This window comes from Streptococcus cristatus (genome assembly GCF_019685515.1).
Classification (GTDB): domain Bacteria; phylum Bacillota; class Bacilli; order Lactobacillales; family Streptococcaceae; genus Streptococcus.
In genome coordinates this window covers 469,996-487,076 of record NZ_JABFFN010000001.1, presented here as the reverse complement: position 1 = coordinate 487,076, position 17,081 = coordinate 469,996, and the positions used below count along the sequence as shown (strand labels likewise).

The following is a 17,081-nucleotide window of genomic DNA, read 5'->3' as shown; positions in this document are numbered from 1 at the left end:
TTTTTGATAGTTTTATTATAAATGAAAACGCTTTACATTTCTATGGCAAGGTGACCAAAAAAATAAAAAAGTTCTGTGCAACTTGCACAAAACTTTAGAGAATATCTGGTAAAATCAACTGATAACACAAGGTAAGGTCCGTTAACTCCTTCAACTGAAGCCCTGTCAATTCTTCCCATTTGTCAATCTTGTATTGAAGAGAATTGCGGTGCAGATAGAGTTGCTGGGCTGTTTTAGTTAGGACAGCACTATTTTCCCAAAGAGAAAGGATAATTTCCTGAATCTGATCCTGATCCAAGATCATCTGGTGCAGGCATTCTTTAATGACTCTCAGGTCCACTAGTCTTTCTCCCATACTCCAAAGATAGAGTTGTGAAAAGGTGTGTACACCTTGGTGACCCTGGCGCCACCAAGTCTTAAACAAATCTCGCTCTACTGTGATTAAGTCTGATAGGGCTTGAGGGCCTGTCTGAGACCACACCTGGCCTAACATGATAGACAGACGAAAGCCAAAGTCATACTCAACCGCTTCAATCGTATCAGATAAGATAGAGCGGACAGAGCTGTACTTATCTTGTTGAAGCACGAAAACATAGTCCTGAGCACCGACCTGTAGCACTGTCTGGCAGTTTGGAAAGAGAGTCTGCATCATATCCAGCCAAGAAGCTAGATTCTCCTGTTGGTAATAAGACAGATGGCAATAAACCAGTTGAATCTTTTTAAAAGTTTGAGGCGCCTGCCCCTTCCCCTCAATCAGATAGGGATACCAAGGATTGAGCGAACGAGCCTGCTCCTGCTGGGTCAAAAGGGCAACCAGCTGCTTTTCACGCTCGCTGAGCCCAGCTTCCTCCAGTAAAATCCACTGTTGAGAAGCTAAAGGGAGAGTGAGATAGCCCGGTTTCTCTACTGGCTGATCTGAAATCTGAGCTTCAGGAAACCAGTCCTGTAGTTCTTTTGCAATCATATTCTAGCCCTCCACTTTTTGGATGCACCAAGAAATTAAGGTTTCTAGCCGCTCCACATTTTCAGTCAGATGGAGATAGCCCATCACTGCTTCAAAACCTGTAGACATGCGGTAAGTCACCACATCAGCATTTTTAGCTTTTGTATGACTATTGGTATTGCGACCTCGTTTGTAGATTTCTTCTTCTTTTTCCGTCAGGACTTGCTCGTCCAACATGAGGGAAATCAAGCGCGCCTGAGCCTTGGCAGATACATACTTAGTCGCCTCTTGGTGGAGTTTATTGGGCTTGGTCACGCCTTTAAGGATGAGATGGCGACGGATATACATGGAGTAAACTGCATCTCCTTCAAAAGCTAGCGCAATCCCATTAATGAGATTGACATCAATCACGAGTCCACCTCACTCCATCCTTGGTGTCAAGGAGCTTAATTCCTTGAGCCGCCAATTGGTCACGGATTTTGTCTGCTGTCGCAAAGTCACGATTGGCACGCGCTTCTTGGCGTTTTTGGATTAAGGCCTCGATCTCTGCATCCAAAACTTCCTCGACAAAGACAATTCCGAAGACTTCTAACATAGCCGCAAGAGCTTCCTTAACACTTGCATCATAGTTGCCGGAGTTGATCCACTTGGCCATCTCAAAGACAACTGTGATACCGTTGGCAGAGTTAAAGTCCTCATCCATAGCAGCTACAAACTTTTCTTTAAAGTCCTGTAACTCTTGAGCATCTACAGTCCCAGAAAATGGTTGCTCGTAAGTGTTCTTCAGATATTTGAGATTGGTCTCTGCATCACGCACTGCCTTTTCAGTAAAGTTGATTGGTTTACGGTAATGCTGAGTCGCAAAGAAGAAACGCAACACTTGACCATCAATGGTTTTGAGGGCATCATGGACTGTGATGAAATTCCCCAAGGATTTAGACATCTTGACATTGTCAATATTGACAAAACCATTGTGCATCCAGTAGTTCGCAAAAGTCTTGCCTGTTTTAGCTTCTGACTGGGCAATTTCATTGGTATGATGCGGAAACTCCAGATCGGCTCCACCACCGTGAATATCAATGGTATCTCCCAAAATCTCTGTCGACATGACCGAACACTCAATATGCCAACCCGGACGACCAGGCCCCCAAGGACTATCCCAAGAAATCTCGCCTGGTTTTGCAGCTTTCCAAAGAGCAAAGTCTACAGGATTTTCCTTGCGAGCTGTTTCTTCATCTGTACGACCTGAAGCACCCAGTTCCAAGTCTTCCAAGGTTTTATTAGCCAATTTGGCGTAGTTGTGGGATTTTTCCACACGGAAGTAAACATCCCCTTGACTCTCATAAGCAAAGCCTTTTTCAATCAAGTCAGCTACAAAACGAATGATGTCAGCCATAAACTCTACTACACGTGGGTGGCGAGTCGCAGGTTTCACGCCCAAGGCCGTTACATCCTCACGAAAGGCCGCGATGTACTTGTCCGCAACCTCCTGAGGCGTGATGCCTTCTTCCCTGGCGCGATGGATAATCTTATCATCCACATCCGTAAAATTGGAAATATAGGCAACTTCGTAGCCACGGTATTCAAAGTAACGACGAATGGTATCAAAAGCCACTGTTGAACGGGCATTCCCCACGTGGATATAGTTGTAGACGGTTGGCCCACAGACATACATCTTGACCTTGCCGTCCTCGATAGGGAGAAATTCTCGCAAATCACGAGACATGGTGTCATAGATTTTAATCATTCACTGTCTCCTTTCTGTTTCTTGTTTATCGTAAAAAGTAGTTTCAGTCCAACTCTCTAGCAATTACTAATGCTATTTCAAAGAAAGTCATAGCATCTGTTTTTCTTTCTTCATGTCTTGCATCCCATTCATGATTGTGATGGTCAACATAATCAGCCGTATAAAAAAATTGATAAACTTTTGCTTGTCGAAATTGTGCCCAAGCCATGATTGCTGAGGCTTCCATATCCACAACAGTCGCACCTGCTGCTAATCTACGTTTGACCTTATCGGCTGTTTCACGATAGAAAGCATCTGTGGTCCAAGCCTTTGTTCGAATGTGCTCAATGCAAGATTTGTTCAAAGCTTCTTCCATGGTTAAAAGCAAAGTTTCGTCATAAGCTATCTCATCACTTGCAGGAGCGTAATGATAACTTGTACCTTCATCACGTAGAGCTGAACTTGGTAGAATAATCTTATCTGCCTGAATAGACTGATCTAGAACTCCGCAAGAACCCAAAACAATAAAGTTCTTAAATCCTCTTGCTTTGAGTTCTTCTAAGAGTCCAACAACCATCGGGGCTCCAATCGTAGCTATAGCAACTGCTACCTTACTCCCATCTTTTTCATAGATATACCATGGAAGTCTGCCATTTAAATTGGTTAGATAGCCACCTTCGTAAACATCTTCAAACTGCTTTACTCGTTCAACGATTTCTCCATTAAAAGATAAAATAATCGTCTCACAAATTTCTCCACCACCACGAATACTTCGATCAGTTGGTTCGATAACAGCAGGTACATTTTCGAATTCTTCTAATAGCATTTTTCTACTCTTTCTCATTCAGATAAACCACCTGGGTCTGTTTGACAAAGCCGATTTTTTCATACAAGCTCTTGGCACCTACGTTGCAGTCCTCTACTGCAATCTGAAATTCCTTATCATTTTGCTCAATCAGTTGGTTGACTAGGGATTTTGCTAAATAGCTTCCGTAGCCTTTGCCACGTTCAAGTTCTGATATTGCTAAACCGTAGAAGTAATTCGTATTAGTCGATAAATCTACCGTGCAAGTCCCAATAACCTGACCGTCTTTTAATAAAATATATAGGCGACTTTCTGAATCCTTCAGAGCTTCAGCGACATATCTATCCACAACTTCTCTCGATTCATGTTCCTCTGAAAATGCCTGAAATTTTAACTGGCTAATTTGCTCCTGATACGAACTATCTGCTAACAAAACTTCAAGATTGGAAACATTTGCTAACGGATAAGGTTTTCTATCCTTACCTAACCAAGTTTCTGTCTCTTCATCCTCGACCAATCCCCAGTTGCTGACAAAATCAGGATGGCGATCTAGAAAAACACGCTCTGTCTGAAAAGTAACTGAACGAATAGGGAAAGAAGCCATTTTTTTCTCAAAACTAGTAAACAATGCACGCGCAAGTCCCTGACGGCGATGATCTGGATGAGCCAGTATCGTCACTTCCACATCTTGGTCATCCGCATAGACAGTTAATAAACCAACAAGTTCGCCTTTTTCATAATAAAGGAAAAAGGCGGGCATGTTTGGCTCAAAATTAAGCATGTTAGAGAGATAAGGAGCACGATAAGTTCCATCATAGGCTTGGCAACAGTTAATTAGTTTTTTCGCCTCAGATAACTCCTCTTGGCTTAACTTATTTCTTGCTTGAATCATATAGGTATCCTCTACAACCCCGACGATCTGTGACTGGCTTCTCTAGCCTGCTCTAGTTTATTGACGTAGTACTCCCGTTTTTCTTCGACTTCGTGGATCGTTGGTTCATCCTTCTGTCCATGAACGCGAACAATCTTAGCTGGAATACCGACAACTGTCACATCGCTCGGAACATCTGCCACGACTACTGCAGCAGCACCGACTTTGGCATTTTCGCCGATTTCTACCGGTCCGATGACTTGGGCATGGGCTGATATGAGAACCCCTTTTCGGACAGTCGGATGGCGTTTACCAACATCCTTCCCTGTTCCACCAAGAGTCACTCCGTGATAGAGAAGAACGCCTTTTTCAACAATCGCCGTCTCCCCAATCACCAAGCCTGAACCGTGGTCGATAAAAACACCTGAGTCAATCTGGGCACCCGGATGAATCTCAATTTGAGTCCAAAAGCGCCAAAACTGACTGTGCATGCGAGCCAGGAGTTTGAAGCCGTGCTTCCATAGAAAATGCGAGAGACGGTGGGCAGCCAAGGCCTTGACACCTGGATAAGTCAGCAAAACTTCCAAACTGTTGCGTGCCGCTGGATCATTTTCTTTTACAATATCAATGGTTTCGCGCCACCATCCCATACATTTCTCCTTTTCTTATTCTGAATCTTTTGATGTTTCTGTAACTTCTTTCTTAGGTTTGTGGTCCTTGTGATGACGTGGACGGTGAGGTCTCTCAGACTTTTCACCTTTTTCATCATGCTCAGGTTTTGGCGGACGAGGAAGAAGAGCTTTCATAGAGGCATCGATACGGCCTTTTTCATCAATCTTGATAACCTTAACATCTACTTCATCACCGATAGCTACCAAGTCTTCTACACGGTTGGTACGAGTCCAAGCCATTTCAGAAATGTGCACAAGTGCATCTGTCTTATCAAAGAGGTTGACAAAGGCACCAAATTTCTCGATACGAACAACTTTAGCATGGTAGACTTCATCCACTTTGGCTTCACGAACCAAGCCAGCGATGATTTCTTTAGTTCGGTTAATGGCATCTTGGTCGCTAGAGTAGATGGACACATTACCTTCTTCGTCGATATCAATCTTAACGCCTGTTTCAGCGATAATCTTGTCGATGGTTTCTCCACCTTTACCGATGACAATCTTAATCTTTTCCACATCAATCTTGATGGTATCAATTTTCGGTGCAGTTGGAGCCAATTCTGGACGAACCTCTGGAATGGTTGCTTCAATCACATCAAGGATTTCAAAACGAGCTTTCTTGGCTTGAGCAAGGGCCTCAGTCAAGATTTCTGCTGTAATCCCCTGAATCTTGATATCCATTTGAAGGGCTGTAATCCCGTCACGAGTACCGGCAACCTTAAAGTCCATGTCTCCAAAGTGGTCTTCCAAACCTTGGATATCTGTCAAAACTGTATAGTTGTTTCCATCTGAGATGAGACCCATGGCAATCCCTGCTACTGGCGCCTTGATTGGCACACCACCAGCCATAAGGGCAAGAGTACCCGCACAGATAGAAGCTTGAGAAGAAGAACCGTTTGATTCCAAAACTTCTGCTACTAGACGAATCGCGTATGGAAATTCTTCCAAACTTGGCAAGACTTGAGCAAGAGCACGCTCACCAAGAGCACCGTGACCGATTTCACGACGACCTGGCGCACCGTAACGACCAGTTTCCCCTACAGAGTATTGAGGGAAGTTATAGTGGTGCATAAAGCGTTTCTTGTACTCTGGGTCCAAACCATCGATGATTTGAGTTTCCCCCATCGGAGCCAAAGTCAAGACTGAAAGAGCTTGAGTTTGTCCACGAGTGAAAAGACCGGAACCATGTACACGAGGAAGATAGTCAACCTGCGCATCTAAAGGACGGATTTCATCGACCTTACGACCGTCAGGACGCACCTTGTCTTCCGTGATCAAACGGCGCACTTCAGCGTGTTCCATTTGTTCCAAGATTTCAGTCACATCACGCATGATACGGTCAAATTCTTCGTGGTCTGCATATTTTTCTTGATAAACTGCGGTTGCTTGGTCTTTAACTGCTTGAGTTGCAGCTTCACGAGCCAATTTTTCTTCTACTTGAACCGCTTTTTGGAGGTCACTGTTGTAGGCTGCGATGATTTCAGCTTGCAATTCAGCATCTACATGAAGCAATTCCACTTCTGCTTTTTCCTTACCAACCGCAGCGACGATTTCTTCTTGGAAGGCAATCAATTCTTTGACTGCTTCATGCCCTGTAAGAAGAGCTTCCAACATGATTTCTTCTGATAATTCTTTGGCACCAGACTCAACCATGTTGATAGCGTGCTTGGTACCTGCTACTGTCAATTCAAGAAGCGAACGCTCTGCTTGTTCTTGACTAGGGTTGATGATGATTTCACCGTCTACATACCCCACCTGTACCCCAGCGATTGGTCCGTCAAACGGAATATCTGAGATAGAAAGCGCCAAGGATGAACCAAACATAGCTGCCATTGGTGCAGATGCATTTTCATCGTAAGAAAGGACCGTATTGATCACTTGCACTTCGTTACGGAAACCTTCCGCAAACATCGGACGAATCGGACGGTCAATCAAACGTGCTGTCAAAGTCGCATCTGTTGAAGGACGTCCTTCACGTTTCATGAAGCCACCAGGAAACTTCCCAGCCGCATACATTTTTTCTTCGTAGTTGACTTGGAGTGGGAAGAAATCTCCAGTTGCCATTTTCTTAGACATAACGGCAGCAGTCAAGACAGTTGACTCACCGTAACGTACGACAACAGCGCCATTTGCTTGCTTAGCAACCTGACCAGTCTCTACGATCAACTCACGACCCGCAAAAGTCGTTTGAAACACTTGTTTTGTCATGTTAATCCCCTTTGGATTGATAATATTATACGCCTTGCCTACAAAGATCAAGATATTTTGGACGGTTCGGTTTGCCGAACATTTCTGTAGAAAAATAGGAAGGTGACGCTGCACTCGATGAGTGCTAGGAAGCTTATCTTTTTTCCTAAGAAATGAGACCAAAATTCAATTACACAAGATACTAAGGACGTCAAAAGCAAAGTAAAAATAGGAAACTGGCGAAGTCTTCGATGAAGACAAGACAGTTTATCTTTTTTACACGGCTTTTCGGCCGTGTTCAATTACACAAGATACCAAGCCGTTAAGCAACTCAAAGGAAAATAGGAAATCGAACGACGGAGCGACTGCTCCTAGGCAGATTTATCTTTTTCCACAGAGTTGTAGGCATGTTCAATTATCAAGATACAAATCATTAGAAAGGATTGATGCTAAAGCATCTATGCCTTTCACGCTAATCGCTATCATGCGATTAGCTAAATGCTTTACTAACTCCCTTGTCAAATAATATCGATTTGACTCGCTCGTGTCGCTAAACCTTGCAGTTTGAATGCATTGTATTATTTTATACCCTCATCTTTGTATCAAGTACGTACAGAGTCTATTTTATCATATTTTTCTTAAAAAGTGCGGGCTTTTCTATTAAAAAGGAACCATTCCCCCATGAAAAGAGGAATGGTTTGTTGTTTATTTTATTTAGCAAATTCTTTGGCTTTCACATCTGTCATTTTTTATTTAAAAGCAAGTGAATGACAAGCTATCGTCTCAGTGCTAAAAGAATCAATTACCCTAAAGACTGATGATTAAACAAGGCATGGGTTGCTTGGTGGATGTATTTGGCTGTTTCAGCATTATTCATGGTGTAGAGATGCACACCTGCGACATCCTGGGTCACCAAGTCCACGATCTGATCCACTGCATAGGCAAGTCCTGCTGCTCTGAGCGACTCAGGGTCATGCTCATACTTGTCTAAAATGGCCTTAAATTTGCGTGGAAGATGGATATTCTCACACGTTTTCAAGAGACGAAGCGCTTGGTTACGGTTAAGAATTGGCATAATCCCCGCATGAATAGGAACATCAATCCCTGCCAAAGTACACTTATCTTGGAAATCATAGAAACGCTCATTGTCAAAGAAAAGCTGCGTTACGAGGCTTGAACAGCCTGCATCCACTTTCTTCTTGAGATTTTGAATATCCGAGATCTGGTTTGGCGAGTCAGGGTGCCCTTCTGGATAGCAAGCGCCAACAATATCAAAGTGAGGGGCTTGTTCCTTGATGAACTCGATCAAGTCCGTTGCGTAGCGGAAATCTTTTTGAGGCTCCACATCAGGAATAATATCCCCACGCAAGGCCAAGATTTTCTGTACCCCAACCTTGTCCAAGTCCGCAATGGTTTCAGCAACCTTTTCCTTGGTCAGATAGATAGCTGGCAAGTGGGCAATGGTTGGAATCGCCAAGTCATTCTGGATAAAGTCAGCCAAACGAACCGTTGTTTCCTTGATATTAAACTTATTATTGCTGGCAGTCACACTGATAAAGTGCGGTGTCAGCTCCCGCATATCCTGCAAAGCTGAAATAATTTTATCATTACCCACAGCTGGGTTTGGAGGGAACACTTCAAATGAAAGTGACGGAGTTTGGCGTGACATAGTCATTATCCTTTTCTTTTTGATTTCATGATTGCTAAGCCGGCTTGGGCCAAGCAGTTCCTTGATCAGTCAGGGTCAAGAGAGAAATCCTATCTTACAATTTCTCACGCGCAGCTTTTGCTGCTTCGACAAGGCGGATCAAGCTTTCTTTTGTTTCTGGAATACCACGTGTTTTCAAACCACAGTCAGGGTTGATCCAAACTTTCTTGCTTGGAACTTTGGCAAGAATAGCATCGATTGTGTGGTCGATTTCGCCTTCATTTGGCACACGAGGTGAGTGGATATCGTAAACCCCAGGTCCCACTTCTGTTTGGAAGTTTTTCGCTTTGAGTTCGTCCAAGATTTCAAGGTTCGAACGGCTTGCTTCAAAAGAAATAACGTCCGCATCCATGTTGTCGATAGCTGGGATGATATCTGTAAATTCTGAGTAACACATGTGAGTGTGGATTTGAGTATCTGGCGCAACTGTAGAGTGTACCAAGCGGAAGGCTGGAATTGCCCAGTCAAGGTAGTCTTCGTACCAGTCGCTACGACGAAGTGGCAATTTCTCACGAAGAGCAGCTTCGTCGATTTGGATAATCTTCACGCCAGCAGCTTCAAGGTCAAGAACTTCATCCTTGATGGCAAGAGCGATTTGAAGAGTAGAATCCTTGATAGAGATGTCTTCACGTGGGAATGACCAGTTAAGGATAGTAACAGGTCCAGTCAACATACCTTTGACAGGCTTGTCTGTACGGCTTTGTGCGTAGCTAGACCATTTAACAGTGATTGGGTTGAGACGAGTGACATCACCCCAAATGATTGGTGGTTTCACCCCACGCATACCGTATGATTGTACCCAACCATTCTTAGAGAAGAGGTAACCCGACAAGTTTTGACCGAAGTACTCAACCATGTCGTTACGCTCGAACTCACCGTGTACCAGCACGTCAAATCCAACTTCTTCTTGCCATTTGATCCATTCATCAATAGTTTCAGCAAGAAAAGCGTCGTATTCTTCTTGTGACAATTCACCTTTACGGTAAGCCAAACGTTTGGCACGGACTTCCTTAGTTTGAGGGAATGAACCGATGGTTGTTGTTGGAAGTGCTGGAAGTTTGAAAGCTTCTTCTTGGATAGCTTCACGTTCAGCAAAGGCTGGCAAACGAGTATAGTCAGCGTCTGTCAATCCAGCGATACGCGCACGAAGTTCTGCATTTTCACCCACACGCTCAATCGCAAAGAGTTCTTTGTTAGCTGCAAGTGCTTCTGCACCTTGACCATTGCGGATAGCATCCAAGTCACGAAGTTCTTCCAATTTTTCAACTGCAAAGGCAAAGTGGTTCAAGATAGCAGGTTCAAATTCTTCGTTAGCAGTTGTAAATGGCACATGAAGAAGTGAGCATGAGCTTGTCAAGACAATGTTTTCAGCTGGAATTTGCTCAAGAATAGCTAAGCTCTTTTCATAGTTGTTACGCCAAATGTTTTTACCATTGACGATACCTGCATAGAGAGTCTTGTCAGCTGGGAAACCACCTTTAACGAGTTCAAGAGTTTTCTTACCTTCAACGAAGTCAAGACCGATCGCATCTACTGGCAATTTCACAAGGTCAGCATAAACGTCACGCACATCACCAAAGTAAGTTTGAATCAAGACCTCAAGACCTTTTTTATCAGCCAAAAGTTTGTTGTAGAGGTTCAAGAAGAGAGCTTTTTCTTCAGCTGTCAAATCTTTGACAAGAGCCGCTTCGTCGAGTTGGATGCGAGTCGCACCAAGTTCCGCCAATTTAGCAAAAACTTCTTGGTAAGCAGCCACTAAGCTATCTACGAAGTCTTCAGCTTTCACGTCTTCTTCAAAGTCTGACAATTGAAGGAAAGTGAATGGACCTACAAGAACAGGACGAGTGTTCAATCCAAGTTCTTTTGCTTCTTGGAACTCATCAAAGATCTTGTGACCAGCAAGTTTAACTTGAGTGTCTTTTTCAAATTTAGGAACGATGTAGTGGTAGTTGGTGTTGAACCATTTCTTCATCGGAAGGGCACGAACATCCCCTTTTTCCCCTTGGTAACCACGTGCCAAAGCAAAGTAGCGCTCAAGCTCAGACAAGTCTAAGTTTTGGACAGAAGCAGGAACCACGTTGAAGAGGAAAGCTGCATCTAGGAAGTTGTCATAGTGAGAAAAGTCATTTGATGGAATTTCAGTGATGCCTTTTTCTTTGACAATGTTCCAGTGTTTAGCACGCAATTCTTTAGCCGCAGCCAAGAGTTCTTTTTCTGAGATTTCTTTTCTAAAGTATTTTTCAGTTGTAAATTTTAATTCGCGGAATTCGCCCAAACGAGGGAAACCGATGATTGTAGTTGACATGATGTGTCCTCCAAAATTTGTTGTTGAAACTATCTTAACAGAAAAGAAAGGGTCTGTATAATTGTAAATAATTAGGCTTTGATATAGTTTGAAACTATATCTCTCTTTTAGACAAAAGAAAAGGACTTGAGACCAGTGTCTCAAATCCTTTGTATTGCTTGTTTTATTGCTGTATTTTAGTTAGAATGCTCAAACGAGCTATTGACGATTCTCATCAGTGACTATGGCTTGTTATTAGAAAAGACTATAGGTTGGTTTTCTTTTGTAATTCTGATATTTCCCTGAAAAAGTGCGGACGGGAGATAAAATTGTTCTGTGGATGATTTTATCCAACCAAGTAATCTCATCTCTATCAACTTTTTTCCTGTTCAAGTGGAACGACTGCTAGTGTCTTTCCTAAACTGGCTAAAACTTTTAAGACCGTATCCAACTGAGGACTGGTCTTTCCTGTCTCCATCCTAGCTATAACAGGCTGGCTTACTCCACTGAGTTCCTCTAGCTTTTTCTGACTGATACCTTGCTCATGTCTAGCTTCTATCAACTCACTCATGATAGCCACTCGCATATCACTTTCAAGAATTTCCTCCTTGGTAAAGAGTTCAGATCGGATATCTTTCCAATTACTTCCAATGGCACTATTCTTCATCACTTAACCCTCTTTCTTTTATGTCCTTCAGTTCACGCTTGGCTTTTTCAATTTCTCTCCTAGGAGTTTTCTGAGTCTTTTTTCCTAGGAGTTTTCTGAGTCTTTTTGATAAAATGATGTAAGAGAACAAAACTCCCATCAAGCCAAGCCACAAATAATATCCTATCCCTCAGAGGTCTTAGTTCCCAAATCTCTTCTTCCAAATGTTTGATATAGGGTTCACCAGTTCTAGTCCCATGCTGACTCAACAACTCAATATAGTCGTTTAGTTTGTTCAGTTTAATGCGACTATCCTTACTCTTCTTTCCAGCCAATTCTCTCATATAATCTAAGACTGGCTCATTTCCATTTTTGTCCTTATAGAAGTAAATTGTATGTACCAAGCAACCTCTTTTCAATTAAATTATAACTTAAAAGTTATTAAAAGTAAATCCTAATACTCATAAAAAGGAGACCTTAGAAAAACTCTAAAGGTCTCATCTTTATTATTCGAAAAAATGACGAGAAGAGTTATAATGTGGAGCCAATCCTGACTCTTACTTCAGCTCAATGCCTTTCTCTAGGAGATTAGCCAGACATTCCTCATAGTAGGCAGCGTCATGTTCGCTATAGATAGGACTTTTCAGCTTTTCCTCAGCTAAGTCTTGATAAGACGGGCAGGTCTTGCCACGGTAGTTCTTATCTAGCCACTCTGGACTGACATTATAGCCACGGCTAGCCATCTCCTCCATGATCAAACGATGATAAGCATAGAGATGATAGGGCGAGTGGGTAAAGACATAGTCAACTGTCGCATGCTTTCTGCCCCAGCCATTGCCACGCAGGGCGCAGCACTCTCGATGTTGTCCCAAGAGCTGAGGACGGGGAAGTTGCGGGATCAAAGCCTCATGCCAAAGTCTCATGGGAGTCTCCTTTCAACAAGGTCGAATCTTGCAGATAAGCATTTGGATAGCGTTCAAGCAAATCTCTAGTTCTAGCAATCAGGTCTTCCTTTGAAGCCTGACCAAAGCGATAGCGATCCAGCAAGAGCATATAGTCCTTGCACTCATCAGGACTGGCTTGCTTTTTAAAATAGCCCCATATATGCTGAAAGGCATTGCAGACTTGACCTCTATGCTCAGGGATTTGACAGGCACGGTCGATCAGTTCCTGAACATGACTTACCTCCACCTCTTCATTCTTGAGATATTGGCGAATCTCATTATAAATATTGCTGGAATGGCTCAAAACGAGGTATTTGTTTCTAGCCCAGAGTTGCTGGCACTGGGATTTTTGATTAGTTTGTTCCATCTTTCTCCTAACTTTCTATCAGTTTCCAGGAAATATGGAAACAAAGTTGTATCTTAAAAATGAGCGAATTATGAGCGGAATATGAGCGAATCAATTGGCTCCATCACCCTTTAAAGTTTTTCAAAAACTCTTTGAGTTCAGCATCAGCTTCTGGTGTGGTTCCGTAGAGTTGACTTAGCATTTCAAGTAATGAAGCTGTTTGGTTTTGGATTGCTTCATTTGTCGTGTTAATCTTGCTAACGATGTCTGTCAGTGGTTTGACTTCTTCTTCCTCAAAGGTGTCCACATAGCGAGGGATATTGAGGTTGTAGTCATTTTCGACGATTTCCTCATAGATCGCCAGATGGGCAAACTTGTCAATCTCCTCACGTGACTTGTAGGCTTCCAGAATCTTCTTGATATGAACATCCATCATGATATTCTGGTTTTTACCCTTATCAAATTCCTTAGAAGCATCGATAAAGTAGACATCACGATTGATGCGGTTCTTTTTGAGAATGATGACCGTGGTCGGAATGCTGGTATTAAAGAAGATATTGGCTGGTAGACCGATAACCGTATCAACGGCCCCTTCTTCCAGCAAGGCCTTACGAATGGTCCCTTCCGCATTGCCACGGAAAAGAACACCATGGGGAAGGACGATAGCCATGACTCCATTATCCTGCTTGAGGTGGTAATATCCATGCAAGAGGAAGGCAAAGTCAGCCTTGGACTGAGGCGCGAGTTTCCCAAAAGGAGAGAAACGAGGATCATTCAGGAAGCCAGAGCTTGCTGACCACTTGGCTGAGTATGGAGGATTCATGAGAACACCGTCAAAGTTGGTCGGCTCTTGAGTCGGCCAGTCTTCATCCAGTGTATCGGCATTGTGTAGGAATTGATTCTCAACTGGAACCCCGTGTAGAATCATGTTCATCCGAGCCAAGTTATAAGTGGAGGTATTGAGCTCCTGACCGAAGTAGACCACCGTCTGCGGTTTATGAGAGTATTTCTTGGCATTGAGCAAGAGAGAGCCAGACCCCATGGTCGCATCATAGATGGTAAAGCCTTGCTGGTCCTCACGACCTAAAAAGGCAATCTGAGTCATAAGCTTAGCAACAGGCTGCGGTGTATAAAACTCTCCAGCCTTTTTACCCGAGTCAGTCGCAAATTGACCGATCAGATACTCATAGGCATCCCCCAGCATATCCCCAGCATGACCAGCCACGTCTAGCACAGCTAACTCTTTCATGACTGCTGCCACCGTTTGGTTTTGCTTTTGTGGAGTTGCCCCTAGCTTTTTAGAGTAGAGGTCAATGTCTTCAAAGAGATTTTCATAGAGGTCGTCACTCTGCTCAATATCACGAAAACCTTGAGCCAAGTCTTCCAGCTGGAAAGTTCCCTCATTGACACGTGCTACCAAAGCCGTAAAGGTCAAGCTTGGCTTGATACTATAGTTGAGCTCGTCGCTCATAACTGATAACAGGTCCTCATGGGTATCCGCATCCTCGTAATAGTTGCGATAGACCTCAAGTGCATCCTCAAGACTATCTGTCCCCTCTTCCATAGTCTCAGCCACGAAAAAGAGCATCTTGTCCGACAGATACTTGTAAAAGACCATGCCCAAAAGATAGGACTTGTAGTCATTGGCATCCATCTTAGAGCGGAGAACATCCGCTGAGTTCCACAGGGCTTGGTAAAGCGACTGGGAAGTTTGTGTTGTTTCCATATTGTTTCTTTCTAAGTTTTACAAATATTCTTCTATTCTTCAAAAAGTGAGTGTTTAGGAATAACCAATCACTTCTCTTTCCACCGTTTGAATCAAGTCCAAAGGAATATCAGAAACAGGAAGTTGATAAACGATATTTTTTCGAGGGTTATAAAATCCAAGATTTTCGATAGACAGGAAGTCAGGGTCAAAGGAATGTAAGCCCATGATATAGTATACAAGGACTTGTAGCGTATGGTCTTTATTTGGAGCTGTTTTAGTCACCTTAAAATCCCACAGTGTATCCTTGGTAAGAAAATCTCCATCACCCTTGTCAATCGTATCTGTATAGCCTCCAAGAAAATGAAAGCCATCCTTTACTAAAGGACCATAGAGGTCGAAAAAGCAAAGACTTCGTTCTACCATGATACGAATATTCTCTATCGTTTCTGCATCCACCAAAATTTCCTCAAAAGGCTTATAATACTTAATCCCCGCACGATAAACAACATCAAAAGAAGCCAAACGACACGCACTTTCTATCGATAAATCGTCCAATCCCGTCACCAAATCGAGCAGTGCTTCTGCTAGGTCTCCCATGCCCACCATCTGAGCTCCCATGAGAGAAATTCTAAAAGCATCATTGGCTTCTGCCCCTTTCATAAATCGAGTCAAGTAGTCCACACAAATCCCTACTAAACTAGGAAATACAGACTCTACAGGATGCATAACTCTGTGATCTTCGAACTGCTCTACTGAAAATAACTTGATGGGCAGATAACCACCTCGAGGTTGGTTAATTTCTTTGATACGTTGTGTTACAGATACCATGAATGCTCCTTTTTATAGATAATTTTTTAAGGAATGTTACTTCAGTTTTCCTTCTTCCGTAATCGCCTAGCAGAGCTGGCTTCCATCTGATGACTTGTAATTGGATTAGTATATAATCTCCCTAACGCCAATTTTAAAAAACTTGTCAATCGTTTGTTGGTATCAATAATAAATTTTCCTTCTGAGACCTTAAAATCCTGCTCTGGATATTGTTCATATGATGTTAATAAGGTGCTAATTATTGAGGTATCAGATAGGTTAATTTCATCATCTTTTAGAATTGCCACCATCTTTAAATTATTAGATTTAATTTCAAAATCTGAGAAACTAACTAAATCAATTCTTTTTAATTCATCAACTTCTGCAAGACTAGCTATACGGTAATAATCATCAATACCTTTGAATAGGCTATGAATCGTCCTAAAACTTCTAAAGTACAATTTATTATTTCCATCATAATAGGCATCGTTCTCAGATTTTAATTCTATACCATTTTCAATAATTGTTCTTTCAGCTCTTCTATGTCTCAATTTTAAGATTGACTTATCAACCAGTCTCTTTGATTGTGTAATTTTTTGAAAAACTAAACCGTCATTTTCAACTTTTCGAAAAATCAAATCAATTTTCGAGAACTCTTCTTCATTCACATCATTTAGACCCGCAGTATTTAAAAATTTATCTTCATATTCTTTAACCATAGACATATGCTTATCATCAATTTCAATATAGAACCATTCCTCATGTTCTAATTTTATTTCTGGATCAAATTCTCTACTATTTTCAGAATCAATCTCCGGAGCAACTAATTCAGAAATATCATCCGTGTTATCCAATTTTCTATATGTCCGACCAACTTTTACTAAAAACATACTATTCCTTCTCCAAAAAAGTAAAATTATTTATTCTAACTAGTCCTTTTATAGTCCCAGTTTCTTTAACATCTTTTTTCTTACTATAGATAATAAAGACATTGCCGTTTTTATCAGTGACTCTGTAATAACGATATGAAAGTAACCATATCAAATTGAAATAATACGATCTCTCCATCAGAATCCACCATATTAGAAAAATGAGAGCTATTACTACAATCTGATATAAGAATGTTAATTCACCTAAACCCAGCATAATTACAAAAAGGCCTAGGTAAGTTGGAATGATTTCATTTTCTACTGGTTGTATACTTTCAACTTGAGCAGTATCATTTGCTTCTTTAAATCTTATCAAATACTGTAAGGCTCCAAAAGAAAAAGAAAGCATCAATAAAATCAACACCCCTATTTTTAGAAAACTACATGCACAAGTATCATGTGAGGGAAAAATGTCTATAGTAAATAGATACAAGACTAAACCTGGCGAAAAAGAACAAATTGATAAACAAAACGACAAACACAATCTTTTAAATTTTTTCATAACA

At 42.0% G+C, this 17,081-nt stretch carries 16 protein-coding genes and 1 pseudogene; all 17 read right to left on the bottom strand.

Annotated elements, in window-relative coordinates; genetic code table 11:
- Nucleotides 1-94 precede the first annotated feature (94 nt).
- The 17 genes and pseudogenes from FOA33_RS02315 to FOA33_RS02235 all read right to left on the bottom strand — a co-directional run bounded on the left by FOA33_RS02315 (nucleotide 95) and on the right by FOA33_RS02235 (nucleotide 17,077).
- A complete protein-coding gene (locus FOA33_RS02315; protein ID WP_221160506.1) occupies nucleotides 95-964 on the bottom strand; it encodes a helix-turn-helix domain-containing protein in 870 nt (289 codons plus the stop codon).
- A 3-nt stretch (nucleotides 965-967) separates the two neighbouring features.
- Nucleotides 968-1,354 carry a Mini-ribonuclease 3 gene (locus tag FOA33_RS02310; RefSeq protein ID WP_221160505.1) on the bottom strand — a complete coding sequence of 129 codons (387 nt, stop codon included), beginning with the start codon at nucleotides 1,352-1,354 and terminating at the stop codon, nucleotides 968-970.
- Nucleotides 1,347-2,690 carry a cysteine--tRNA ligase gene (gene cysS / locus FOA33_RS02305; RefSeq protein WP_221160504.1) on the bottom strand — a complete coding sequence of 448 codons (1,344 nt, stop codon included), beginning with the start codon at nucleotides 2,688-2,690 and terminating at the stop codon, nucleotides 1,347-1,349. Before cysS ends, FOA33_RS02310 begins: the two co-directional genes overlap by 8 nt.
- Nucleotides 2,691-2,733: 43 nt before the next feature.
- A complete protein-coding gene (locus tag FOA33_RS02300; protein ID WP_221161280.1) occupies nucleotides 2,734-3,495 on the bottom strand; it encodes a nucleoside phosphorylase in 762 nt (253 codons plus the stop codon).
- Between the two features lie 4 nt (nucleotides 3,496-3,499).
- Complete coding sequence (locus FOA33_RS02295) at nucleotides 3,500-4,366, bottom strand: GNAT family N-acetyltransferase (RefSeq protein WP_221160503.1); 867 nt, start codon at nucleotides 4,364-4,366, stop codon at nucleotides 3,500-3,502.
- An 11-nt stretch (nucleotides 4,367-4,377) separates the two neighbouring features.
- Nucleotides 4,378-4,995, bottom strand: coding sequence for a serine O-acetyltransferase (gene cysE, locus FOA33_RS02290; RefSeq protein ID WP_221160502.1), 618 nt, complete (start codon nucleotides 4,993-4,995; stop codon nucleotides 4,378-4,380).
- Between the two features lie 15 nt (nucleotides 4,996-5,010).
- Nucleotides 5,011-7,224 carry a polyribonucleotide nucleotidyltransferase gene (gene pnp / locus FOA33_RS02285; protein WP_221160501.1) on the bottom strand — a complete coding sequence of 738 codons (2,214 nt, stop codon included), beginning with the start codon at nucleotides 7,222-7,224 and terminating at the stop codon, nucleotides 5,011-5,013.
- Between the two features lie 781 nt (nucleotides 7,225-8,005).
- Complete coding sequence (metF, locus tag FOA33_RS02280) at nucleotides 8,006-8,872, bottom strand: methylenetetrahydrofolate reductase [NAD(P)H] (protein WP_025168823.1); 867 nt, start codon at nucleotides 8,870-8,872, stop codon at nucleotides 8,006-8,008.
- A gap of 94 nt (nucleotides 8,873-8,966) precedes the next feature.
- Nucleotides 8,967-11,216 carry a 5-methyltetrahydropteroyltriglutamate--homocysteine S-methyltransferase gene (gene metE, locus FOA33_RS02275; protein ID WP_221160500.1) on the bottom strand — a complete coding sequence of 750 codons (2,250 nt, stop codon included), beginning with the start codon at nucleotides 11,214-11,216 and terminating at the stop codon, nucleotides 8,967-8,969.
- Nucleotides 11,217-11,568: 352 nt separating this feature from the next.
- On the bottom strand, nucleotides 11,569-11,862 hold the full coding sequence (locus FOA33_RS02270; RefSeq protein WP_000797736.1) for a helix-turn-helix domain-containing protein: 294 nt from the start codon (nucleotides 11,860-11,862) through the stop codon (nucleotides 11,569-11,571).
- Nucleotides 11,852-12,185: pseudogene (locus tag FOA33_RS02265) on the bottom strand (type II toxin-antitoxin system RelE/ParE family toxin). The gene FOA33_RS02270 and the pseudogene FOA33_RS02265 overlap by 11 nt, the downstream one beginning before the upstream one ends.
- A gap of 213 nt (nucleotides 12,186-12,398) precedes the next feature.
- Nucleotides 12,399-12,764, bottom strand: a complete 366-nt coding sequence (locus FOA33_RS02260; RefSeq protein WP_221160499.1) for a TIGR02328 family protein — start codon at nucleotides 12,762-12,764, stop codon at nucleotides 12,399-12,401.
- Nucleotides 12,748-13,152 carry a YbgA family protein gene (locus FOA33_RS02255; RefSeq protein WP_221160498.1) on the bottom strand — a complete coding sequence of 135 codons (405 nt, stop codon included), beginning with the start codon at nucleotides 13,150-13,152 and terminating at the stop codon, nucleotides 12,748-12,750. The genes FOA33_RS02260 and FOA33_RS02255 overlap by 17 nt, the downstream gene beginning before the upstream one ends.
- Nucleotides 13,153-13,255: 103 nt before the next feature.
- Complete coding sequence (locus tag FOA33_RS02250) at nucleotides 13,256-14,857, bottom strand: type I restriction-modification system subunit M (RefSeq protein ID WP_221160497.1); 1,602 nt, start codon at nucleotides 14,855-14,857, stop codon at nucleotides 13,256-13,258.
- A gap of 54 nt (nucleotides 14,858-14,911) precedes the next feature.
- A complete protein-coding gene (locus FOA33_RS02245) occupies nucleotides 14,912-15,667 on the bottom strand; it encodes a hypothetical protein (RefSeq protein ID WP_221160496.1) in 756 nt (251 codons plus the stop codon).
- A gap of 41 nt (nucleotides 15,668-15,708) precedes the next feature.
- Nucleotides 15,709-16,536, bottom strand: coding sequence for a hypothetical protein (locus FOA33_RS02240; protein ID WP_221160495.1), 828 nt, complete (start codon nucleotides 16,534-16,536; stop codon nucleotides 15,709-15,711).
- Between the two features lies 1 nt (nucleotide 16,537).
- Nucleotides 16,538-17,077, bottom strand: coding sequence for a hypothetical protein (locus FOA33_RS02235; RefSeq protein WP_221160494.1), 540 nt, complete (start codon nucleotides 17,075-17,077; stop codon nucleotides 16,538-16,540).
- Nucleotides 17,078-17,081 lie beyond the last annotated feature (4 nt).